This window comes from Providencia sp. 21OH12SH02B-Prov (genome assembly GCF_027362595.1).
Taxonomy (GTDB): domain Bacteria; phylum Pseudomonadota; class Gammaproteobacteria; order Enterobacterales; family Enterobacteriaceae; genus Providencia; species Providencia zhejiangensis.
The window spans coordinates 2,417,186-2,441,526 of record NZ_CP114796.1; the positions used below are offsets into that span (position 1 = coordinate 2,417,186).

The window sequence follows — 24,341 nt, forward strand, 5'->3', positions numbered from 1 at the left end:
TTCAAGTTATGTGCAAGCAGAAACGAGAAGTGATCCTGAATGGATAGGTTTCTGTCATGGGCAAGATAGCATTTTTGATATAAAGCATACAATTGAAGTATGAAGTCATTTCATTCAATAAATTAACACCATTACAGGTCAACGGAGTAATACATGACTAGACGGCTTAGAAGAACGAAAATTGTTACTACCCTAGGTCCAGCTACCGATCGTGATAATAATCTCGAAAAGATTATTAACGCCGGCGCCAACGTTGTACGCCTTAACTTCTCTCACGGAACTCCAGAAGACCATATTCTCCGCGCCAATAAAGTGCGCGAAATCGCTGCTCGTTTAGGTCGACATGTTGCCATTCTTGGTGATTTACAAGGTCCTAAAATTCGTGTGTCTACATTTAAAGACGGCAAAGTATTCTTAAATGTTGGTGATAAATTCATCCTTGATGCCACGCTTGGTAAAGGTGAAGGCGACCAACAAAAAGTCGGGATTGACTACAAAGGCTTACCCGCTGACGTCGTTCCTGGTGATATTCTGTTACTGGATGATGGACGTGTCCAACTCAAGGTTCGTGAAGTTCAAGGTTTACAAGTTTTTACTGAAGTGACAGTTGGTGGTCAACTTTCTAATAATAAAGGCATCAATAAACTAGGTGGAGGGTTATCTGCTGAAGCCCTCACCGATAAAGACAAAGAAGATATCATCACTGCTGCAAAAATAGGTGTTGATTACCTTGCGGTTTCTTTCCCACGCTCAGGCGAAGATTTAAATTATGCGCGCCGCTTAGCCCGTGATGCCGGCTGTGAATGTCAAATAGTTGCCAAAGTAGAACGTGCTGAAGCTGTTGCCACTGACGAAGTCATGGATGAGGTTATCCTTGCGTCTGATGTTGTCATGGTGGCTCGTGGTGACTTAGGTGTTGAAATTGGTGATCCTGAGTTAGTGGCCGTACAGAAGAAACTGATTCGTCGTTCACGTCAACTTAACCGTGTAGTGATCACCGCGACACAAATGATGGAGTCAATGATCACTAACCCAATGCCAACACGTGCAGAAGTCATGGACGTTGCCAACGCTGTTCTTGATGGAACAGATGCCGTTATGCTATCAGCAGAAACGGCGGCAGGGCAATATCCAGCCGAAACTGTCGCCGCCATGGCACAAGTGTGTTTAGGGGCAGAAAAAATGCCTGGCCTCAATGTTTCTAAGCACCGTTTAGATGCGGAATTTAGTTCACCAGAAGAAGCGATTGCGATGTCAACGATGTATGCTGCCAACCACCTTAAAGGGGTAAAAGCAATCATCGCTATGACTGAATCGGGTCGTACTGCCCGTATGATGTCTCGCATTAGTTCCGGCTTGCCTATTTTTGCGATGTCTCGCCATGAAAAAACACTTAATCAGTCTTCACTATACCGTGGTGTCACGCCGGTTTTCTGTAGCACACACACCGATGGGATCGCCGCAGCAAATGAAGCCGTCACTCGTCTACGTGACAACGGTTATTTAATGTCTGGTGACCTGGTTTTAGTGACTCAAGGCGACTTGATGGGCACTATTGGTAGTACAAACACTTGCCGTATTTTAGAAGTGGAATAAATCCAAACGGTTATTTTCCTAAACAAAAAGGGAGCGTTAACGCTCCCTTTTTAGTGGGCAATGCAAATAGAGTAAAACATCCGTTCTAGTTGTGTTATTCAGTGAACAGGGATAAATCCATTTTGGATATCTATTTCCATACCCAGAGTGATTGAATTAGTCAGCTCGTTATCACTTAATTAGAATGAAGACTGACGATCTTTCCAATTATTAAAAGCCGCTGCAATCACAGTTGCTATTTTATCGTAATTTTCCCATGTATTCTCAACATGGTATACCGTTGGCAATCCTTTCGCTAAAATGCGTTCATAATCGTCGAAATAGCCGCCCTCTTCAGCCTGATAATAAAACTCGGTGAATGCTAAACCTTCTTCATTGACATCTTCATCAATAAATTTTTCATCGCACATTGAGATTAAAAATGTGCGACCATCCATTTTACGGGCGCAAACTGCCGCGATTTCATCAACGGATTCTTCTTGATGAAATTCACCCACTAATCCATTTTGAATAAGCCATGCCAGATAAAAACCAATATGTGTTCCCGCATTTTCATGCGACAAATTTTCGGGATAATCCCCACCATAGTGCCAATCCATTCTATCAAATGCCATTGCAGACCTCAGCTTCATCACAATAAAAATAACAAGAAGCCCAACCCCCTATCAATGTGGGCTTCTCATGAGTTATAGCGAATTATGGCGAATTAATCTGTCCGATTTTTCTGGGAGTTAATGATATTGCAAATTAAATTGGAGCGTACCATTTGCTTGACCTGCTTGCGTATTATTTGATGTCTGAATATAGGCAGCTTGCAATGGGATACTATAAAGGCCTGTTGCTGAATTTCGCTCTTCTATTGTCATCATTTGATTAATTTTAATTGGCTGGTCTTTGTACTTAACTTGTATACCATACCCTTTAGCTGTGTTGATATCACTAGGGTTATTTAACGCAATTGTTCCAGGTGTTAAACTATTATCAACAGCTGTACCTGTAAACGTGATCTTAATCGGTGATACTGGGTCGCAACTAAGATTTATTTTAAAATCTTTAACGCTATTTGGACTCACGCTCCCTACGCCTGAAAAACTTCCTTTATCCACGCTATTAAATGGTACAACAATATTATTGTTAATCACTTCACAGCCTGTTGATATGATATTAACGGGCCCTAAACTCACTTTCGGTTCCGTATTCCCATAACTGTCCCTAGTTTTAAATCCATTATTATAAATAATTAACATCGCAGCTTGGGTCGCGGGTAGCACTTGAGTCTTCACATTATTGCGCATCTTATAAAAAACTATTTTTAAAGATACGATATATTCACCAGAACTTGAGTTCACTTGGCATATCATTCTGTTATCCACATTACCGTCAATCGTATTTAAACCATCAACATAAGCATGCCCTGTACATGGACTGATGACATTACCATATAATGCATAACCAACACCGGAGTTATTGAGTTCTCTCACATAGGCACCATTATATTTTGGTGAATTCCCCGGTAAGGATGGAAAATAGAGACCTACCTGAACAGGGTCTGTCACACCACTCCAACTCCAAGCGGTATAGGTCCCCAATTCAATCGAAGCAAGTTCTGTACCTACAGGTGCTGTCCTTGAGACATAAATAGGCGTGTTAACTGTATAGGGTAAATTTTTAAATAATGCTCTAAACTCTGCCGCAGCTGATTGTGTAAATAGAAGCATCGATGTACAACCAAGTAATAATAATTTGTTCATGTCCGCTCCTATTGGCAGTCTCTTGCCAGAAACTGAATTTTATCGTTATTGAGATCAATCGTAAGTGGAAATTGGCATTGTTGCTCTATATGGCTTCCCCATTGAACGCGAATTAAGCTTTGTTCAGGAACACCGCTTAAATACACTTCACCATCATTTGCCACAATACCTGTCGTTATTTCATCTTTATCGACAAACACGGTAACCTGTGCACCAAAAGGTATAAGTTGCTGATGGTGAGTTAATTTGAGCATGACACGAGCCCCCCGTTTTCCTTTAAAATCAGCTAATACAATAGCACCTCGAGTTGGCACAACTGTCGTTGTACTTAACCCCACGTCGTTATTTCCAGTTAATGTAGAGGGATCAACGCTGATTTTATTTCTTTCATAACGGGTCGCACTGGGAACAACCGCATAACCCCATGAGTCGGTATAAAGTGCCTGCGCATTGTTTACTTGCAAATTATTAATATTTTTTGCTTTCACTAAAATCGCTGAATCATAAATATTGCGAGCCGCCGTCACCCCACCTGAATGCAACAGTAATGCACCTGATGCCCCAAGGTTCGCATTTTGATAACGGGGATCATAACTATAACCAGCACTATATTCCCCTGATGAAACAACATAATTACCACTGACCGAGCCACTATTTTCATGACGGCTATGGTTATAATTTTGTGTTACATCAAACTGTAAATTATTATCCGCTAAACGCGTACCGCTGACACTCACCGAGCTGATAGAGTCGCCGTTTCGACTCGTATTATAGCGATAATTAACCCAGTTATTTTTCTGTCCAATAGTAAACGGAATACTAAAGTTAACTGATAACATTTCATTGTTGTTATTCGTGTATTCTTGCTTAGTATATGAATAAGAGATACCGTAATTAATCTGTTTATAATTTGAGTTAAAACCTATTGTTAAGTTTTTATCAACTCCGCTTCGATCCCAATAATATTGCTGATAGCCATTGAGTGATAAATAGCCCATATCTTTCAGTGATTGGGATATTGATGCTTGGAACTGCTGTTTTTTTCTGCCACTCGCATAAAGATCATTATTTGATGATGAAAAATCATAATATTCTTTTGTCGAATAACGATATGATGCAAGAGAAAATGACGTTCCCGTACCAGGTAAATATTTTGAGTATTGCACTCGATATGATTGGCCTTGAGCCTCTTTTTTATCAATTAATTCTGTTTTTGACTGTGTTATATCCGCAGAAATAGCACCGATATTACCTAAGTTTATCCCCGTTCCTGCTGTATATGCCTGATAATCTTTCGATAAAATAAATCCACCATAAATCGACAAATTATAAGGTAAACCATATATCGCCGATGCCTGAGCAAAATTAGGCTTACGATAAGCATTATCAGCATTATATTTACCAATATCGACACTGTATTTTAATGCGCCCGCACGTTGCATCATAGGGACAGCAGAAAAAGGCTGAATAAATGAACGAATAGTTCCATTTGCCTCTTCAATTTGAACCTCTAAATCCCCGCTATACGATGTAGGATAGAGGTCATTTATTTCAAATTCCCCTGGTGGCACTGTCGTTTGATAAATCACACTGCCATTCTGGCGTATCGTCACGACAGCATTCGTTTGAGCAATACCTTGAACAACAGGCGCAAAGCCACGTTGACTCTGTGGTAACATACTTTCGTCTGAAGCTAATTTTATTCCACGATACGGATTACTCTCCATAACCCCATTATCAGAGGCGGTTTCTCCAATTGTTAAATGGCTTTTCAGTGAACGAATATCTCTTTCTATATATGTTTGTAAATTATTCCAGTGACTTTCATTAGAAGTACGGCTGTAATTACTGTGGTTACGTAACCGCCATGCCCCCACGTTTATTCCACTGCGTAAGCCAACAAAAGTGTTATTTGTATCATCACGGTCTTTATACCAATTTTGGTTATGGCGAATATTATAATTAACAAAAGCAGCATTAATCCCATCATCCCATTCATTAGGATCAACATAACCACGGCTATAGTTATCTAAGCCTATTTGAGGAATACTGATTTTAAGTCTACTATTTCCAAAGTCATACGAATAAGAGGCTCCTGGTATTGTCGCAGAAATATCCGTAACTTTATCTTCATCATTGATATTGTTAAATGCTTGACTTGCTGTTTTTTTAACCCCCCAACTTAATAACATTTTTTTGGATATGAGAGGGGATAGTTTTTTATTATGCTCATCAAAGATAAAACGTAAATGTTGTTCATCAACAAATTTATCATTAACATAAATGTCTACATGATAGTTTCCTGGTACTTGTCCTCCTGAGTAGGATAAGTAATCTAAACTATTTACGTCCGCAATTTGACTTTCTATGCCTGTATTTATTGCATTTATATCAAAAACATCTTTTGTATTAGCATTGTTAGAATATAAGATTATACTGACCGCAATAAATATTTTTGAGTGGTATAGATTCTTACTGTTATAACTTAAGGCAGACATTTTTCATACTCTTAATTAGATGTTTTTTCAATAATCGCGCCATAGTCATTAATAAATTTAACAACCACTTTCTGATTATTATTTATTGTTTTTTTGATCACATATTCTTTTGAATTAGGGTAGATAAGATCAGCACCTTGAATATTTTCGCCATCAACCAATATATCTCTTACTGACAAGTGGTATGGTGTCTGGTTATTGATGACAACGCCATCTGATTTCTTTTCTATAATAACTTTACTAAAGTCAAATGGCTCAATGTCTTGCGACCTTAAAAACAGCTTAAACTGTGAATTAATAACTATTTGCAATTGATTTTCAATTTTCGAATCTTTAGGTGGAATTGATTTTATATTTAATAAATATAATTTTTCCTGATTTGAGCCAATCGGCTCACCAACATAAGAAATACGTGCCGCCCCATTACTATCAGGCTCAAGACGAAATAATGGTGGTGTCGCAACAAAAGGTGTTTTACCTTCTCCTTCAAATGGGCTTACCCAGCTTTGAATAAGAAATGGTTTTTCTTTATCACTATTATAAATAGGGATATCAATTTCACGTTTATTTTCTTGGTAAACAAAACGCGTTCCACCGACACTGACCCCCGCAGCTGAAGCTAAGTGTGAAATAGAAAATAAAAGAAAAACTGCTGAAAAAATCATTTTCTTCATAATAAGGCCATTTTTTGTATTTAGAATGAGAGGGTAACTTTGTTACCCTCTATACCTATTATTCAAATTAGCATATGACTGACATGCTCATTCCCTCCAAACAACGTTATTATTTATGTTGCTTAGAATAGTTTTGGCTTATCGATTAAATGTAATTAGAATTTTAAAGTATATATTTGTTATTGGTATTGAATACTATAAATCGCTGTACCATTTGCTGAACCTGCTGTCGCAGTAACCGTTGCTTTATAACGAGCAACATAGTCTAGTTCTACAGAATCCCCTGCCGCATTGGTAAATTCAACCAGTTTTGAATCATCAAATAATTTAATTTGCGTTGTGGCATCTTTTTCAAATAAAGCAATACCTACCTGTGTTGCTTGGCCTGTAGTTTGTGCAATCTGCAAAATATCGCGATCGTTATTATCGCGTGTACCACCGAATCTTACCGTCACTTTTGCATTCGCAGGGCAATCAATCAACTTAATTGTGAAATCTTTTAAACCTGCTACTTGCCCTGCTGTGGCTAAACTTTTTGATGATACCTTACCAAGATCAACCGTTAAATTTTGTGAGCTGCTATCCACAGCACAGGCTAAATCTGTAATTTCCCCTGTAAACTCAATAGTTCCTGAAGCAAACACAGCCGGAGAAGTTGTTACAGCTAAAGCCACCCCTAAAGTTACTAAGGATTTTTTTAGAATACTCATATCGATTCCTATAATTAGATGTTCTGATATTAATGCCACCGTATTAATAATATATTTACTACATACAAGTGTGCGATGGAAATATAACACCAGACGTTTATTTAGTTAACATCCTATTACATTGAATTTTTTGTTATTATATCAAAACAATAAATGTATTATTTTGATTAATCCTTTAATGACTGGTAAAAATTTGAGCTATTATATTTAAACTGATTAATAAACTCTTCTAACACATATTGAGCTAACGAGTTTTTATTAACATACAAATAAAAACTATAATAAATATTATCCGTTGTTATTTTGAGCTGTTTTAATGCGTTTTTACTCAGTTGATTTTGTATTAAATTTTTCGGTAGCCAAGCATAACCTATACCACTTTCAACCAGTCCAATGACTGTTTCTAATGATGCCGCTTTGATTGTTTGAGCGCTTTTAACAGCATCTTCTATTGAAGACTCCAGAACAATTTTTACGTGTTTAGATAGGTTTTCCAATAATTGAGCATCCTCCACATGTTGTAACATATGTTCAGGTTCAGTAACTAATACAGCCTCTACTTTCTCTAAAAAAATAGGGTTTAAAATTTCAACATAATGATGGGTAATTAAAATATCATAATCCTTTAAGGAGAATATATCCGATTTTGCTATGGCTTGCTTAGCAATATCAATATCATAGTCTCTGTGTGTTTGAATAAATCCCCCCATTTTATTTAAAATATTATCTGTTTGGTAAAGAGTATCAATCACCAAATTTATTTTTGAATTATTGTTTTTATTCAGCGATTTAGCCTTATTTTCTAATGAGATCGCTTTATTTGTCAGTTCTCGAGATAATGCTAATAATATTTCCCCTTTTGGCGTTAAAACTGCCCGCCTTTTTTCTAATGAAAATATTTCAATATCTAATGTTTGTTCAAGTTTGCTGATTGTATAGCTAATCGCTGATTGGGTTCGATGTAATACTTCTGCTGCTTGTGCAAACCCGCCACAATCTACGACAGCTTGCAAGGTAATCCATTGGTCCAATGTAGTTCGAGTTTTTTCCATAGCATCTCCAAATCAATTTTTGGACTCAATTTTTATTATTTAATAAAAATATATCAACATATTTAACACTCGTTAATAGGTATAAGCACTTACAGTATATTTTACCATCATTAGTTAAATAATATTTAAGTCAAGAAACATCATGAAACTGAATGAGTTCTTTTATAAATTAACTATCTTGCTTATTTTAAGATGAAAAATAAGACATCTGATTTAGATAATGGCGTTGATGCTATAAAATAAAAATATAAAATAAGTTTATTAAATAGATTTCAATATAATATTAAAGTAAAGTCTCTTAATACGGTTTATAAAATAAATTAGTCATATTAGGATGATTACTATTGAATATTCATAAAAATTAAAAGCGAGTTTTCAACTCCAAGCTTTCAATTGCTACAAACAAAATGGATTAATATATAATTATTTATAAAAAACCAAAAACAAAATTCAACTTAAGGCACTACAATAAGCCAGATATATACATCTTGATAATTAAAAATATTTCATTATATCAAAGTGACAAATTATTTTTAATTATTATGTCCTCGACAGCCCACTCGCCCGATGTGAGATGAAATAGAAATAATATAAAGACTTTTATTCATTACTAAATGAGACATTCTCTATCATTCGCTTTACCGGATTCTGATATAAAAACTTCAGGTTATTTCGATGTCTTGTTTCTTATCTTTCCGTATTTCCCTAAAACTTATACCAATATTAACTTCAGTTAAAGATTATCATATTTAAACAACCCATTTACTGATATTTATAATAATCCCTCCTTTCCTTTTCAAGAGATTAATTTCTTAAATATCCCCTCACACGTGTAATTTATTCATCATATGGCTTACATTGGTCATTGATAAGGATTTTTGACCTTTTCGCTTGATAATTTACTTAACATTGTACTATTCACAGTGTATACCCACATAAAAAACAAGGCATTTCATGTTGACGGCATAATAATAATTTCATTTATTATCAATAACATCTAAATATATTTGACATAAATAAATCATATTAAAAGTTAAGAAAAAAACCATAATAGTAAAAAATAAATATTTTTTATTTTTTTATTACTCACAATACCTACGGCATTAATCGTAATTCGATTACTAAAAAAGGATAAGAAAAGTCTATACAATAAAATATATCGGCTAAAAAAGAAAAACACTTCAACCTTAATAACATGTTGAAGTGTTTTTTTCGTTAAGTACGTCAGAAATAAGCGAGTATTGAGCCGCGACTATCGATATAAATCATCACGCTGATAAGGTTCTATTTCATCACCTTTTCTGGTTTTTAATAACTTAAGTATCCACGTATATTGTTCAGGATTTGGACCAACAAGGAACTCCAGTTCTTCATTCATTCTTCTGGCAATGTATTGATCATCTTGTCCATCAATATCATCCATCGGCTGTCGAATATAAATATGCAGTTGATGTGTACGATGGTCATAGACTGGAAATAAAGGAACTATCTTGGCTTTGCAGACTTTCATTAAGCGCCCCACCGCTGGCAATGTCGCCTTATAGGTCGCAAAAAAATCCACGAATTCACTGTGCTCTTCACCATGATCCTGATCGGGTAGATAAAACCCCCAATAACCTTGGCGTACAGAGGCGATAAACGGCTTAATCCCCGCTTCCCGAGAATGTAAACGACCACCAAAATGATAGCGTGCTTTATTCCATAAATAATCTGCTACTGGATTTTTTTGATGGTGAAACATGGCTGCCATTTTATGGCCTTTTGCAGCGAGTAACATTGCGGGTGCATCTACAGCCCATCCATGAGGCACCATGAAAATAACATGACTTCCTTGCTGTTTTAAATTATCGATAATCTCTTGATTGTGCCAATGTGTTCTCGCTAGTGTTTTATTCGCACCACGAAGGCAAAGCTCTGCAAGCATCACAAATGATTGGGGGGCAGTTTCAAACATCTTATCAACTAGCTGCTCTCTTTCCTGCTCTGTCAAATCAGGAAAACAATATAATAAATTTATCTTTGCACGACGACGTGCACTTTTCGCCAATTTGCCTACCCATTTCCCCACTTTAGCCAACATGGGATCCCGAATTTTAACAGGTATATAGGCTAAAGCAGCAAACACGCCGGCACCTAGCCAAACACCCCAATATTTAGGCTGTAAATAGGATTTATGAAAGGTAGGCACATAGCCTAATTTACTATCGGTATCTTTGTCTTTATTCATGATGTACCTAAAAGAACTATTTGCGCTCTTTTATAGCTTAAAACGATAACAAGTGGAAGCTTTACAAAAAAAACTGGCAGATATCAATTATCTGCCAGTAGTGAGATGCTTAATTAAGCTTTAACTGTGGTTTCGTTTCTTTCACCATAGCTAAGTATTCTTTACGCTCTTTCCCTGTTAAACCACCTGAGCTAGGCAATTTCGCTGTCAGAGGGTTGACAGCTTGCTGGTTAACCCACATTTCGAAATGCAGATGTGGACCCGTTGAACGCCCTGTATTCCCTGATAACGCAATACGGTCACCACGTTTAACTTTTTGCCCTGGTTTCACAAGCAGCTGACGCAAATGCATATAACGCGTGGTATATTGGCGGCCATGACGAATAGCAACGAAGTTCCCCGCAGCACCGCTGTACTTAGCCACAATAACTTCACCATCACCAACAGCCAGAACGGGTGTTCCTACTGGCATGGCAAAATCGACCCCTTTATGGGGAGCCACACGACCTGTTACAGGGTTAACACGACGAGGATTAAATTGTGATGATACACGGAATTGTTTGGCGGTAGGGAAACGCAGGAAGCCACGCTCTAAACCATTCCCCTCACTGTCGTAATATTTACCGTCTTCAGCACGGAATGCATAATAATCTTTCCCACCACTACGCAAACGCACACCAACGAGCTGGCTCTGTTCGTTACGGCCATTCAGCATTTCACGGCTCATTAAAACGGTAAACTTATCGCCTTTTTTCAGTTTACGAAAATCAATTTGCCACTGGAGAGCCTTGATCACTTCACGGCCTTCACTACGTGTCAAACCCGCTTGGCTTGCACTTTGGGCAAAACTACCATTAACGACACCCGGTAAAACACTGTTTTGCCATTCGCCAGTACGGATCTCTTTCTTTTCTTCAAATTTATTGGTACTGCCAACACGGCTATAAACACGTGTTTCACGGCGAGAGACTTCCCATGTGAGTGTGGCAAGTTCGCCTTGTTCTGTTAAGTCCCAATTTAACGTTTGACCAATTTTTAAGTTGCGTAACGCCTTATGCTGGTTTGCTAACGTCGCAACATCGCCTGATTCTATGCCGAATTGGGTTAAAATACTTGAAAGGTTGTCACCACTGGCAACGACATATTCATGAGGGATTGGTGCGCCATCGGTTTCCCCTTCGCTACCATCACCATCCGCGACACCTTCATCAGGTAGTTGATCACTACTATCTTGAATAATGTCATCGGTTGCATCCGTTAAAGGTGCAAATGTAAGAGGAATAACGGTATCTACAGAATTTTCGGTATCAGAGTTAGTTGTTGGTAAATGCGCTGGCCGCCAAATCGCGACGGCCAATGTTGCTATTGTTAATGTCCCTAACATGATTTTGTGAGACTTGGACAGGCTACCGTAAACCTGTGCAAGTCCTTTAGCCATTTGCTGCACTAAACAATTCCTTCTTGTTTAATTCAGGCAGCTCGCGTATTGCTTCGACAGTTGCATTAAAAACTGCATATAGCTATCTGGGCCTATTTCCAGCCCGCTACCTAGCGGGTCGAGAGTTCCCATTTTGACTCCCGTATTCTTAGCAACACTCTCTATGACGGCTGGCCTGAATTGAGGTTCAGCAAAAACACATTGTGCTTTATGCTCAACCAATTGAGTTCGTATTTTATGTAATTTCTGTGCACCAGGCTGAATTTCCGGGTTTATCGTAAAATGCCCCAGTGGAGCTAACCGATAGTGTTTTTCAAAGTAGCCATAAGCATCGTGAAAAACAAAATAGCCCTTGTTTTTGGCTGGCTCTAAAATATTAACAATATTCTTATCATTTTGCGTCATTTTTTCATTGAATTTACGAAGGTTTACGTCCAGCTTCTCTTTTTGGTCAGGATAAAGCACTACCAAACGATCGTGAATATCTAATGCAGCCTGTTTTGCAATCTCTGGTGACAGCCAAATATGCATATTATACTCACCATGATGATGATGTTCGTGATCCTCATCATGATTAGCTTCATCGCCATGGTCATGCCCCTGTTCGTCTTCTTCATTATCCTTCATTAACAATGGGATGATATTTTCCTGTTCAGCCAGCGCTAGACGTTTATTCTGCGGTAATGTCTTGAGTGGCTTATCTAAAAACATTTCCATATCGGGACCTATCCAAACGAATAAGTCTGCCTGTTTAATTTTTTTTAAATCAGACGGTTTAAGTGCATAATCATGCGGTGAAGCACCATCGGGGAGTAATACTTGCGTCTCTGTCACGCCATCAGCGATGCCTGCTGCGATAAAAGCAAGTGGTCGGATGGAGGTCACAACATCCGCTTTTGCGACCGTTGCCATCGTTGTTGTCAGTAGTGAAGCCGTCGCCATTCCTATAATAAATTGTCGGGCATTGAATTGAGATTTATGTATCATAGACGTCTTTTTCCGTGATTTTAATTTTGAAATGTTATAATATAACACAACATAAATTCTGCAAGATGTTTTTCATATGCAACCATTACTGAATTTAAATAAAATTTCTGTTTCCTTTGGCGAAAAGCAAGTGCTGAAAGAGGTGAGTTTCTCACTTAATAAAGGCGATATTATTACCTTATTAGGCCCTAATGGTGCCGGTAAATCGACGATTGTTAGGGTTGTGCTCGGCCTTCTCGCACCAACTTCAGGAACCATTGAACGAGCAAAAGCACTGTCTATTGGTTATGTGCCACAAAAACTACATTTAGATGCCACATTACCATTAACGGTTAAACGCTTTTTGATGTTAAAGCCGAAAGTGCGTACAGAACAATTACTACCCGCTCTCGAACGCGTCAAAGCAACGCACTTACTGAGTCAACCTATGCAAAAGTTGTCAGGTGGTGAAACACAACGTGTATTACTTGCCCGCGCGTTACTCAATGAACCCGACCTTCTGGTACTCGATGAACCCGCTCAAGGCGTTGATGTGAATGGCCAGGTCGCTCTTTATGATTTAATCAATCAGTTGCGTACTGAGCTGGGTTGTGCAGTATTAATGGTGTCACATGACCTTCATTTGGTGATGGCAAAAACAGATAAAGTGTTATGCATCAATGGTCATATTTGCTGCTCAGGCACCCCTGACGTTGTGTCAAATCACCCGGAATTTGTCGCTATGTTTGGTTATCGTGGCGCTTCGCAACTCGGCGTTTACCGCCATCATCACAATCACCAACATGATTTAGAAGGTAATGTCGTAACAGCGCATACCCACAACAAGGAATGTCAACATGATTGAGTTGCTTCTACCCGGCTGGATTGCTGGCATGCTACTCGCCATTGCCGCGGGCCCACTCGGATCATTTGTCGTATGGCGTCGTATGTCCTATTTTGGTGACACACTTGCCCATGCGTCTCTATTAGGTGTTGCATTCGGTTTATTATTTAATATCAATCCATTCTATGCCGTCATTGCTGTCACCTTACTGTTATCGTTGATCTTGGTCTGGCTGGAGCGCCGACCTCAGCTCGCTGTTGATACTTTATTAGGTATCATGGCCCATAGCGCTCTGTCACTGGGATTGGTCGTGGTCAGTCTAATGGCTAATGTCCGTGTTGATTTAATGGCCTATTTGTTTGGCGACCTACTCTCGGTAACTTACGATGATATTATCACTATCTTGATTGGCGTGATTGTCGTGTGTGGATTACTATTTTGGCGATGGCGTTCGTTGTTATCTATGACGGTCAATCAAGAGCTTGCTTTTGTTGATGGAGTCGATATTCAACGTCTTCGTCTGTTATTGATGTTAGTCACCGCATTAACTATTGGTATTGCGATGAAGTTTGTTGGGGCATTAATCATTACATCTTTATTAATTATCCCAGCAGCAACGGCTCGACGTTTTGCTCGCACACCTGAACAGATGGCCGTTGTGGCAATTTTGATTGGAATGTTATCTGTAACAGGGGGCTTAGCTTTCTCTGCCTTTTACGATACCCCTGCGGGCCCTTCCGTGGTACTAACGGCCGCGATACTATTTGCTGTTAGTTTATTAGCAAAAGTCAAAAACTGATCTTTTCGCGCGTATGTTGAGGCGTGTTATTCTCTAACGTATTGCGTCATTTCATCAAAAATCCCTTGTTTTTAACAAGGGATTTTTTTAGCCGATAATGTCGTACAACTTACACGTCTTTCGGTGTTAAACCAAAGTGTAAGTATGCATGGGCCGTTGCCATGCGACCCCTTGGCGTTCGTTGGATAAAACCTTGTTGGATCAGAAATGGTTCTAGAACATCTTCGATTGTTTCACGCTCTTCACCTATCGCCGCTGCAAGGTTATCAACACCGACTGGCCCTCCCATAAACTTATCAATAATCGCGACAAGCAGTTTTCTATCCAAGTAGTCAAAGCCTGCTGCATCCACATTCAGCATATCGAGCGCTTGACTCGCAATGAGCTCATTGATTGAGCCATCACCTTTTACTTGTGCAAAGTCACGCACACGACGCAATAAACGATTAGTTATCCGCGGAGTACCACGTGAACGCATCGCAACTTGACGCGCTCCCTCTTCACTGATTTCTAACCCCATAAATTGAGCGCTACGCTTCACGATATGCTGTAGATCATCAACGTTATAGAATTCAAGACGTTGTACAATACCAAAGCGATCACGCAATGGTGATGTTAATGACCCAGCCCGTGTCGTTGCGCCAATTAAGGTAAAAGGAGGTAGGTCAATTTTAATTGAGCGTGCCGCTGGCCCTTCGCCAATCATAATGTCGAGTTGGTAATCTTCCATGGCGGGATAAAGAATTTCTTCAACGACTGGCGACAAACGATGGATTTCATCAATAAAGAGTACATCATGAGGCTCTAAATTGGTCAGCATTGCGGCTAGGTCACCCGCTTTTTCGAGCACGGGTCCTGACGTGGTACGTAAATTTACGCCCATCTCATTTGCCACAATACCGGCAAGTGTCGTTTTCCCCAAACCAGGCGGACCAAAAATTAATAGATGATCAAGCGCATCACCTCGTAACTTAGCCGCTTGAATAAAGATCTCCATTTGTTCTTTGACTTGCGGCTGACCGATATACTCATTGAGTAATTTTGGTCGAATAGCGCGGTCAATCGCTTCTTCTTCATCATGGATCACTTCAGCAGAAATTAGGCGGTCAGCTTCAATCATCGTTATATTCTCTCAATCAGAGTGCTGCACGTAATGCATCACGGATCAATGTCTCACAATCACTGTCTGGTTTGGCGACTTTACTGACCATACGGCTGGCTTCTTGCGGCTTATAACCTAATGCCACCAGCGCGGTTGTCGCTTCTGCTTCAATATCGGCACGATTAGGTAGATGACTGTTGACATCTGGTAGCTTAATATCCGTATGCTGGTTAAATAAATCACCATTAAGGCCTTTAAAACGGTCTTTCATTTCAACAACTAAGCGTTCCGCTGTTTTCTTACCAATGCCCGGTAGCTTAACCAACGATGAAATAGCTTCTTTCTCTATAGCAGAAACAAATTGCTGTGCTGACATACCCGATAAGATTGCTAAAGCAAGTTTTGGCCCTACGCCATTCACTTTAATCAACTCTTTAAAGAGTGCCCTTTCTTGCTTATCATTAAAACCATACAGCAATTGAGCATCTTCACGCACAACAAAATGAGTAAAAACAATGGCTTCTTGGCCTATTTCAGGTAGTTCATAAAAACAAGTCATTGGCATATGAACTTCATAACCAACACCTTGCAACTCTAACAGAACAATGGGAGGTTGTTTTTCTAATACGATGCCACGTAAACGACCAATCACAATGAAGCCCTCAGGTTATTTTATTAATAGCGCTGTTTATACCACAAAAAAGGCTGGATGCATATCCAGTCACTATCTTAATCGACCGCGCGTTAATATTAGGCGGGGATCTCCTACTCGAAGTAGGTTCTGGTTAAAGTGGCAATGGGTGATAGCAATGGCTAATGCATCGGCCGCATCCGCTTGTGGGTTTGCAGACAGTTTAAGTATCGATTTAACCATATGCTGTACTTGGCTTTTTTCAGCAGCTCCTGTCCCCACAACCGTTTGCTTTACCTGCCGTGCTGCATATTCAAATACAGGAATGTTTTGATTAACACTCGCGACAATCGCAACCCCTCGCGCTTGACCGAGTTTTAATGCCGAGTCTGCATTTTTGGCCATGAAAACTTGTTCGATCGCTAATACATCGGGTTGATATTGTGTGATAATTTCCGAGACTCCCGCATAAATTCGCTGCAAGCGACTGGGTAAGTCATCAACTTGAGTGCGGATGCAACCACTCCCCAAATACAGAAGTTGTCGGCCTTGTTGGCGGATAACACCGTAGCCCGTGACTCGAGAGCCGGGATCTATACCTAAAATAATCGCCATATCAAAGCCTATTAATATTCATTATTACTTTTAACATCATCTTATCGATATATTTTAGACGCTACAATAGCGACTTCCCAACCATAAGTTGAGTCGATTATTATACATAAATAAGCAAAGTAATTGATAAGAAATGGAAATTGAAAAGAGGCGCGAGAGAAAGTAGGAATATACTCTCAATAAATCTTGGTGCAGCTCAGCAACCAAAGCCTGTTGCTAGGAGCCTATATCACTCTGTGACTACCTAAAATGTCTGTAGCCAACAAGCGTGCACTTCAAGTGTGGCGAGTATAGCCTCTTTCTCTACGCGAGTAACATCTGATTACAACTGAGCGGCGACTTCGTCTGAGATGTCACCATTGTGATAAACTTCTTGTACGTCGTCAGAATCTTCCAGCATATCAATCAGACGCAGTAATTTAGGTGCCGTTTCGACATCTAATTCTGCTTTTGTTGATGGGATCATGGAAACTTCTGCACCTTCACTTGTGAAACCAGCGGCATCAAGCGCATCCTTCACTTCACCAAAGGTCTCTGGTGTTGTGTAAACATCGATCGCTCCGTCATCGTAGGTTTCAACATCTTCCGCGCCAGCTTCCAATGCCGCTTCCATCAGTGCATCTTCATCCACACCAGGCGCGTAAGTAATCACACCACGTTTAGTAAATAAGTAAGAAACTGAACCATCAGTGCCTAAGTTACCGCCAGTTTTAGTGAAAGCATGACGAACTTCGGAAACGGTACGATTACGATTATCGCTCAAGCATTCAACCATCACGGCTGTACCACCTGGGCCATAACCTTCATAAATGATAGTTTCCATATTATCATTTTCATCATTCCCTACACCACGCGCAATCGCACGGTTCAGGGTATCACGTGTCATGTTATTGGATAATGCTTTATCCACAGCGGCACGTAAACGTGGGTTAGTCGCAGGGTCACCGCCCCCTAAACGTGCAGCTGTCACCAGCTCACGGATAATTTTAGTGAAAATTTTACCGCGCTTAGCATCTTGTGCCGCTTTACGGTGCTTGGTGTTGGCCCATTTACTATGACCTGCCATGAAATCTCTCCAAAAACGTCAATAAAATAATTAAACAGCAAATTCTAAAATAGCTTGACGGTTACTCCATGATTTCGTTAATTCCGCCGCTTTTTCTGGCGGCAGCCAACAAAATTCAGTATGTTCCGTCAAAATTGGTACGCGTTCTTCACTGAGTACCATTTTAAACCAATGCTCTTTACAGTGAGTAACATTAGGAGCATAACGATGCCTGAAATGCGCAAAGATTTCAAAAGTGACTTCGCGCGCTAAATCGAAAAACTGCCCTTCCTGAGGAAGAAACCCAGTTTCTTCGACAACTTCTCGCATTGCCGTTTCAAGGCGATCTTCGTTATTTTCCAAACTGCCAGTCACTGACTGCCAGAAATCGGGATCATCCTGACGTCTTAGCATCAGAACATTACCGCTGTTTTCAGCGGTAATGATCACCAATACCGATTCTGGGCGTTTAAAACCCTTCATAACGAATGAATTAGTCTTCCGCGTCTTTTGCAACGACTGAAATCGCCAATTCTGTCAATGCGTCAGGGTTGGCGTGACTTGGTGCATTCGTCATTAAACATGCCGCTGCCGTTGTTTTAGGGAAAGCGATAACATCGCGGATATTATCGGTACCGGTTAACAACATGACGAGACGGTCAAGACCAAATGCTAAACCTGCATGTGGTGGTGTACCATATTTTAATGCATCTAGCAGGAAGCCAAATTTTTCTGCTTGCTCTTCTTCATTAATACCCAGAATATTAAACACGGTTTGTTGCATTTCACTGCGATGGATACGTACTGAACCGCCACCGACTTCGTAGCCATTGATGACCATATCATACGCGTTAGCAACCGCATCTTCTGGTTTCTTAGCCAGATCTTCTGGTGAATAATCACGTGGAGAAGTGAATGGATGGTGCATTGCCGTTAAACCACCTTCCCCATCATCTTCAAACATTGGGAAATCAATAACCCATAGCGGCTTCCAGCTATTTAAATCTGTAATGGCAAAATCGCGTCCAACCTTCAGACGTAAAGCGCCCATTGAATCCGTCACGATATTTTTCGCGCCAGCACCGAATAAGAGGATATCACCGTCCGCCGCATCCGTAATATCAAGCAATTGATTAATGATTTCTTCATTTAAGAATTTAGCGACTGGGCTTTGAATTCCTTCTGCCCCTTTAGCGCGCTCATTAACCTTCATCCAGGCAAGCCCTTTAGCACCATAGATACCGACAAATTGACCATACTCGTCAATTTGTTTACGTGTCATGGCTGCTCCGCCTGGTACTTTTAATGCGACCACGCGGCCTTTCGGATCATTCGCGGGCTGTGCAAAAACAGCGAATTCAACATTTTTAACGATATCGGCAACATCAACCAATTCCATTGGGTTACGCAGGTCTGGCTTGTCTGAACCATAACGACGCATTGCTTCTGCAAAAGTCATTATAGGGAAATCACCTAAATCAACATTCTTCACGTCTTGCCATAATTGGCGGATCATGCGTTCCATGATTTCACGCACTTGTTCCGCCGTCATAAATGACGTTTCAACATCGATCTGAGTAAATTCAGGCTGACGATCTGCGCGCAAGTCTTCGTCACGGAAGCACTTCACGATCTGGTAATAACGGTCAAAACCCGACATCATCAGCAATTGTTTAAACAATTGTGGTGACTGCGGTAATGCATAAAACTTGCCTTTATGAACACGGCTTGGTACCAAGTAGTCACGAGCCCCTTCTGGGGTTGCTTTTGTGAGCATTGGTGTTTCAACATCAACAAACCCTTCTTCATCCATAAAACGGCGGACAAAACTGGTGATTTTAGCTCGGGTGCGTAGACGCTCTGACATCTCAGGACGGCGAAGGTCAAGGTAACGATACTTTAAGCGACGCTCTTCTGTATTCGTTTGATTACTATCCAGAGGTAATGGCTCTGATTTATTAAAGACATTAAGCTCTTCAGCAAAGATTTCAATTTCCCCTGTCGCCATATCTTTATTTTTTTGGTTATCTGGGCGAGCACGGACAGTCCCTGTAATCTGTATACAGAATTCATTACGCAATTCCGAAGCTTTTTCAAAGAGGTCTTTGCGCTCTGGATCGAAAAAGACTTGAACGACCCCTTCACGGTCACGCATATCGATAAAAATCAAACCACCTAAATCACGACGGCGGTTTACCCATCCACAAAGAGTGACTTTTTGGCCTTCATGGGCAATATTTAACTGCCCACAATAGTTAGTACGCATACAATATCCTTTTTACTCAGCTTGTTGTGCATTTGCTTGCTGCGGAAATTTGGCATTTTGCTGAACATTCAGAATGTCAAAAAAGGCAGACATTATACAGGAAATTCTGTTGCACAAACAGTTACGTATTAGGAGGCAATACCTAATATTTTTGTTTTTAATCATATTTGCATCGATTAAAAGGTCGCCAACATAACGTAACGAGTACTGTACATTGATAGAGACAGAATTTATGACTGAGGGTAATTTTAAGTGACTCTGTCGGTGATGTACATATTCCAACTCGGGTTTATTTTCTCTTGATTGCTTAATAGACAGGCCATGCCCCCGCCAATATCTATCATTGACTAGCCAATAAAGGACAAAACCATCAATATTCGCAATCTAGGCCACTTAATAACCAAACGACGCATTGACTTGATGATGGCATATTGCATCAGTCATAAAGAAAATGTGATAAATAAAAATATTCCACGCACCAATAAACTACCTGTTTCATTTCACATTCATCGATTTCAGAATCATTACCGCTGTTATTTGTTATAATTACACTAATTTCAACTGTATGTATAAGGTTATTCGATGAAAAAATGTGTATTCGTTTCTTCACTCCTTTTTGTTCTTGTAGGCTGCCAAACAGTGAAAACTACTGATAACACTAAAACTTTTTATATCGATTCAACTCTCGCGGATTGTGTCGGCGTTGCTCCGATGAAATGTATGAAAATCAAACAGAACCAACAGGCTGATTGGGAACTGTTCTATGGCACTATCCAAGGATTTGACTACCAACCGGGTTATCAATATACCTTAAAAGTCAACCAATTTGATGTCGCCAACCCGCCAGCAGACGCGCCAAGCCTGCGTTATGAGTTGGTTGAAATCATCAACAAAACCAAAAAATAAGTTTATTGTATTTTAAATCCGACCATGAGGACTTTATCACTCAACCACCCCATGGTCATTCAAACACATTCCCCATTGTTTTCATTATATTTGGGTAATATTATTGGTTACCTTAAATGGCGTAAAACAACTGGCGCCTATACACAGCATAGTAAAAAACATTCAACAGAAGGTAATGGCTCACCGTGAACCATAAAATTATCGATAAATTAGGTTTAATTACACTTTCTAACCGAAAAGTTGCCATGGTTCGTTCCCATAATAAAGAATTGTTTTACATTCCAGGTGGAAAACGTGAGCCAGATGAAAGTGATGAGCAGGCCTTGTGCCGTGAAATTAACGAAGAGTTAACCTTAACGTTAGAGAAAGACTCAATACGTTTTTATGGGGAGTTTATTGGCCCTGCTGATGGTAAACAAGAGGGTACGCAAGTGCGTATTCGTTGTTATTTTGCCAATTATGATGGAGTCGCTCAGCCTGCCGCGGAAATTGCAGAACTTGCTTGGTTTAATAGCTCAAATTTAGGCCATTGTTCCGCCACAGCCGCAAGGGTTGTTTCGCAACTACAACAAGACAACCTAATTGATTAAATAACAACCTGAACGTGTTTGGGATTTGTGTAAACTTTGTTTGAATATTAATGATTAATAGTTTTACTATTAGTAAATTTTACTAGTTTCTATTAATATAATGCGTAGTTTTAATCAGTTAGTCAGTCAATTTGATTAAGCAATGGAGTGAATAAATGGTCAGCTCTCTGTATGCTGTACTGGGCGCTTTGTTACTACTTAAGCTATCGTTAAATGTTGTAAAGCTCAGAAATCAATACCGTGTATCTTATGGTGACGGGGGTTTTTATGAGTTACAGACTGCGATCCGCGTTCATGGTAACGCAATTGAATATATTCCTATCGCTTTAATTTTGCTACTGTTTATGGAAATGAACGGTGCACAAGTTTGGATGATCCACCTTTGTGGACTAATTCTGATTGCAGGACGAGTCCTACATTCTTATGGTTTGAAAAATCATGACGGCTCTTATCGTCGTTCAGGTATGGCGGCAACGTATATCGCAATGACGTTAATGGTTATCGCCAATATTTACTACCTACCTTGGATCCAAATTTTTTCTTTCAATCTTTAGTTATTATTATCAATGCGGCACTGTGAACGAGTGTCGTAAAACTTTTATTGCACTTTTGACCGATTGATTTTCAGGTTACGTCCCTTTTCTGCTACAATCCGCAACTACTTTTTGTTTTATATATACAGATCTTATGTCAAGTCAGGAATCCAATAACAAAGACAGCCTCTTTAGCGCCCCAATTGCTAATTTGGGTGATTGGCAATTTGATGAAAAAGTTGCCGAAGTCTTTCCCGATATGATCCAGCGTTCCGTACCGGGTTATTCAAACATCATTACGATGATTGGCATGTTAGCAGGCCGTTTTGTCACCGAAAATAGTCATGTTTATGACCTTGGTTGCTCATTAGGCGCTGCAACACTCTCTATACGTCGTAATATTACAGCTCAGCATTGTCAGATTATCGCTGTCGACAATTCACCCGCCATGATTGAACGTTGCCGTCGCCATCTTGATGCCTATAAGGCAGAAACGCCTGTGGAGGTTATTGAAGGTGACATTCGCGATGTCCATATTGAAAATGCCTCGATGGTGGTGCTCAATTTTACGTTGCAGTTTCTTAATCCGAATGACCGCCAACAGTTATTAAATAAAATCTATCAAGGTCTCAAACCTGGTGGCATTCTTGTGTTATCGGAAAAATTCAATTTTGAAGACCACGAAATTGGTGAATTATTATTCAATATGCATCATGATTTTAAACGTGCTAATGGCTATAGCGAGTTAGAGATTAGTCAAAAACGTAGCATGCTAGAAAATGTGATGCTAACAGATTCCGTTGACACACATAAATCACGTTTAAAACAAGCGGGTTTTACTCACTGTGAAGTGTGGTTCCAATGCTTTAATTTTGGCTCGTTATTAGCCCTTAAAGAGGCTCAGTTATGATCGATTTTGGCCGTTTTTATCAGCAAATCGCAACAGGTCCTTTAAGTCATTGGCTTGATACGCTACCAGCACAACTTAGCGAGTGGAAAAGCAACCAATTGCATGGCGGTTTTAAGTCTTGGGAAAAAATGCTAGATAATTTACCTATCATGGAACCAACCCATCTAGACTTAAAAAATAGCGTCACGGCACTACGCGAACCTGAGTTATCCGCGGGTGAAACACGCCGCCTAAACAATATTCTTGAGCAACTAAAACCTTGGCGTAAAGGCCCTTTTTCGCTCTATGGGATTAACATTGATACTGAATGGCGTTCTGATTGGAAATGGGATCGCGTTTTACCACACATTTCCCCTTTAAAGGATAAGATGATCCTTGATGTCGGTTGCGGCAGTGGTTACCACATGTGGCGAATGTTAGGTGAAGGCGCTTCATTTGTTGTCGGGATAGATCCAACGCAACTCTTTCTTTGCCAGTTTGAAGCCGTAAGAAAATTATTGGGGGATGATCAGCGCGCTCACCTCTTACCATTAGGAATTGAGCAACTGCCAACGCTTGCTGCTTTTGATACCGTATTTTCAATGGGAGTACTCTATCATCGCCGTTCACCACTCGACCATTTGTGGCAACTGAAAAACCAATTAGTCAATGAAGGCGAACTGGTACTAGAAAGTCTAGTTATCGAGGGGGATGAATTTCAGTGTTTAGTACCGGGCGACCGCTACGCACAAATGCGCAATGTTTACTTTATTCCCTCTGCAAAAATGCTGAAAGTGTGGTTAGAAAAATGCGGTTTTGTCGATGTTCGCATTGTTGACCAAGCGATTACAACGGTTGAAGAGCAACGTCGTACTGAATGGATGAAAACAGATTCACTGGCTGAATTTTTGGATCCTCATGATGCGACCAAAACTATTGAAGGCTATCCTGCGCCATTACGCGCCATCCTTGTTGCACGTAAACCATAAAATCATAGAATAAGGGTGGCTAATGCCACGCTTATTCTTTTCCCAGCGATTATTCATCATTTTAAATCTGTCGTTATTAATACTAATTTAAATACTTAGGTCATAATAAATTAACCAAACTGTATAAACATTTTATTTCCTCAAAGCTTATCGATATAATAATATTTATATCAATATGAAATAAAATTTAATTATTGTTAATTACAGACTTATTTGGATA

General features: G+C 39.7%; 23 protein-coding genes. 8 read left to right on the plus strand and 15 right to left on the minus strand.

Features of this window, described 5'->3' with window-relative positions; translation table 11 throughout:
• Positions 1 to 153: 153 nt before the first annotated feature.
• Entirely contained in the window at positions 154 to 1,596 is a 1,443-nt protein-coding gene (pyk, locus tag O7C57_RS11405; protein ID WP_154623149.1) for a pyruvate kinase, read from the plus strand.
• Between the two features lie 179 nt (positions 1,597 to 1,775).
• On the opposite strand, the gene O7C57_RS11410 is transcribed toward pyk, so the two are convergent.
• The 9 genes from O7C57_RS11410 to znuA form a co-directional block, all read right to left on the minus strand.
• Positions 1,776 to 2,210: a hypothetical protein gene (locus O7C57_RS11410; protein WP_154623150.1), complete on the minus strand. Its 435-nt coding sequence runs from the start codon at positions 2,208 to 2,210 to the stop codon at positions 1,776 to 1,778.
• A gap of 117 nt (positions 2,211 to 2,327) precedes the next feature.
• Positions 2,328 to 3,347: a fimbrial protein gene (locus O7C57_RS11415; RefSeq protein WP_196713066.1), complete on the minus strand. Its 1,020-nt coding sequence runs from the start codon at positions 3,345 to 3,347 to the stop codon at positions 2,328 to 2,330.
• Positions 3,348 to 3,355: 8 nt separating this feature from the next.
• The gene (locus O7C57_RS11420; protein WP_269723163.1) at positions 3,356 to 5,845 is read right to left on the minus strand and encodes a fimbria/pilus outer membrane usher protein; all 2,490 of its coding nucleotides are present in this window, start codon (positions 5,843 to 5,845) and stop codon (positions 3,356 to 3,358) included.
• A gap of 11 nt (positions 5,846 to 5,856) precedes the next feature.
• Positions 5,857 to 6,519, minus strand: a complete 663-nt coding sequence (locus O7C57_RS11425) for a fimbrial biogenesis chaperone (protein WP_154635600.1) — start codon at positions 6,517 to 6,519, stop codon at positions 5,857 to 5,859.
• A gap of 179 nt (positions 6,520 to 6,698) precedes the next feature.
• Positions 6,699 to 7,229 carry a fimbrial protein gene (locus O7C57_RS11430; protein WP_269723164.1) on the minus strand — a complete coding sequence of 177 codons (531 nt, stop codon included), beginning with the start codon at positions 7,227 to 7,229 and terminating at the stop codon, positions 6,699 to 6,701.
• Between the two features lie 167 nt (positions 7,230 to 7,396).
• Positions 7,397 to 8,281, minus strand: a complete 885-nt coding sequence (locus tag O7C57_RS11435; protein ID WP_269723165.1) for a LysR family transcriptional regulator — start codon at positions 8,279 to 8,281, stop codon at positions 7,397 to 7,399.
• 1,252 nt (positions 8,282 to 9,533) lie between these two features.
• Positions 9,534 to 10,508: a lauroyl-Kdo(2)-lipid IV(A) myristoyltransferase gene (gene lpxM / locus O7C57_RS11440; RefSeq protein WP_196713063.1), complete on the minus strand. Its 975-nt coding sequence runs from the start codon at positions 10,506 to 10,508 to the stop codon at positions 9,534 to 9,536.
• Positions 10,509 to 10,617: 109 nt separating this feature from the next.
• Positions 10,618 to 11,955 carry a murein DD-endopeptidase MepM gene (mepM, locus tag O7C57_RS11445; RefSeq protein ID WP_163861866.1) on the minus strand — a complete coding sequence of 446 codons (1,338 nt, stop codon included), beginning with the start codon at positions 11,953 to 11,955 and terminating at the stop codon, positions 10,618 to 10,620.
• 18 nt (positions 11,956 to 11,973) lie between these two features.
• On the minus strand, positions 11,974 to 12,933 hold the full coding sequence (gene znuA, locus O7C57_RS11450) for a zinc ABC transporter substrate-binding protein ZnuA (protein ID WP_163861869.1): 960 nt from the start codon (positions 12,931 to 12,933) through the stop codon (positions 11,974 to 11,976).
• Between the two features lie 76 nt (positions 12,934 to 13,009).
• Between znuA and znuC the strand changes: the two genes are divergently transcribed.
• Positions 13,010 to 13,777 (plus strand): zinc ABC transporter ATP-binding protein ZnuC, encoded by a 768-nt coding sequence (gene znuC / locus O7C57_RS11455; protein ID WP_247046775.1) that lies wholly within the window; start codon positions 13,010 to 13,012, stop codon positions 13,775 to 13,777.
• Complete coding sequence (znuB, locus tag O7C57_RS11460) at positions 13,770 to 14,555, plus strand: zinc ABC transporter permease subunit ZnuB (protein ID WP_154622891.1); 786 nt, start codon at positions 13,770 to 13,772, stop codon at positions 14,553 to 14,555. Before znuC ends, znuB begins: the two co-directional genes overlap by 8 nt.
• Positions 14,556 to 14,664: 109 nt before the next feature.
• Here znuB and ruvB read toward each other — a convergent pair whose 3' ends face one another.
• The 6 genes from ruvB to aspS form a co-directional block, all read right to left on the minus strand.
• Entirely contained in the window at positions 14,665 to 15,675 is a 1,011-nt protein-coding gene (ruvB, locus tag O7C57_RS11465) for a Holliday junction branch migration DNA helicase RuvB (RefSeq protein WP_154622890.1), read from the minus strand.
• A gap of 16 nt (positions 15,676 to 15,691) precedes the next feature.
• Positions 15,692 to 16,309 carry a Holliday junction branch migration protein RuvA gene (gene ruvA, locus O7C57_RS11470; protein WP_163861871.1) on the minus strand — a complete coding sequence of 206 codons (618 nt, stop codon included), beginning with the start codon at positions 16,307 to 16,309 and terminating at the stop codon, positions 15,692 to 15,694.
• 72 nt (positions 16,310 to 16,381) lie between these two features.
• Positions 16,382 to 16,903 carry a crossover junction endodeoxyribonuclease RuvC gene (ruvC, locus tag O7C57_RS11475; protein WP_154622889.1) on the minus strand — a complete coding sequence of 174 codons (522 nt, stop codon included), beginning with the start codon at positions 16,901 to 16,903 and terminating at the stop codon, positions 16,382 to 16,384.
• 322 nt (positions 16,904 to 17,225) lie between these two features.
• Entirely contained in the window at positions 17,226 to 17,969 is a 744-nt protein-coding gene (locus O7C57_RS11480) for a YebC/PmpR family DNA-binding transcriptional regulator (protein WP_154622888.1), read from the minus strand.
• Between the two features lie 30 nt (positions 17,970 to 17,999).
• Positions 18,000 to 18,431 carry a dihydroneopterin triphosphate diphosphatase gene (nudB, locus tag O7C57_RS11485; RefSeq protein WP_208852749.1) on the minus strand — a complete coding sequence of 144 codons (432 nt, stop codon included), beginning with the start codon at positions 18,429 to 18,431 and terminating at the stop codon, positions 18,000 to 18,002.
• Positions 18,432 to 18,441: 10 nt separating this feature from the next.
• Positions 18,442 to 20,214 carry an aspartate--tRNA ligase gene (gene aspS / locus O7C57_RS11490; protein ID WP_154622886.1) on the minus strand — a complete coding sequence of 591 codons (1,773 nt, stop codon included), beginning with the start codon at positions 20,212 to 20,214 and terminating at the stop codon, positions 18,442 to 18,444.
• Positions 20,215 to 20,796: 582 nt separating this feature from the next.
• Here aspS and O7C57_RS11495 point away from each other — a divergent pair.
• From O7C57_RS11495 to cmoB, 5 genes are all read left to right on the plus strand, one after another.
• Complete coding sequence (locus tag O7C57_RS11495) at positions 20,797 to 21,120, plus strand: DUF4377 domain-containing protein (protein WP_154622885.1); 324 nt, start codon at positions 20,797 to 20,799, stop codon at positions 21,118 to 21,120.
• 185 nt (positions 21,121 to 21,305) lie between these two features.
• The gene (locus O7C57_RS11500; protein ID WP_163861877.1) at positions 21,306 to 21,710 is read left to right on the plus strand and encodes an NUDIX hydrolase; all 405 of its coding nucleotides are present in this window, start codon (positions 21,306 to 21,308) and stop codon (positions 21,708 to 21,710) included.
• A gap of 155 nt (positions 21,711 to 21,865) precedes the next feature.
• On the plus strand, positions 21,866 to 22,264 hold the full coding sequence (locus O7C57_RS11505) for an MAPEG family protein (RefSeq protein WP_154622884.1): 399 nt from the start codon (positions 21,866 to 21,868) through the stop codon (positions 22,262 to 22,264).
• A gap of 133 nt (positions 22,265 to 22,397) precedes the next feature.
• Positions 22,398 to 23,153, plus strand: a complete 756-nt coding sequence (gene cmoA, locus O7C57_RS11510) for a carboxy-S-adenosyl-L-methionine synthase CmoA (RefSeq protein ID WP_163861880.1) — start codon at positions 22,398 to 22,400, stop codon at positions 23,151 to 23,153.
• Positions 23,150 to 24,121 carry a tRNA 5-methoxyuridine(34)/uridine 5-oxyacetic acid(34) synthase CmoB gene (cmoB, locus tag O7C57_RS11515; protein ID WP_196713062.1) on the plus strand — a complete coding sequence of 324 codons (972 nt, stop codon included), beginning with the start codon at positions 23,150 to 23,152 and terminating at the stop codon, positions 24,119 to 24,121. The genes cmoA and cmoB overlap by 4 nt, the downstream gene beginning before the upstream one ends.
• Positions 24,122 to 24,341: the final 220 nt, after the last annotated feature.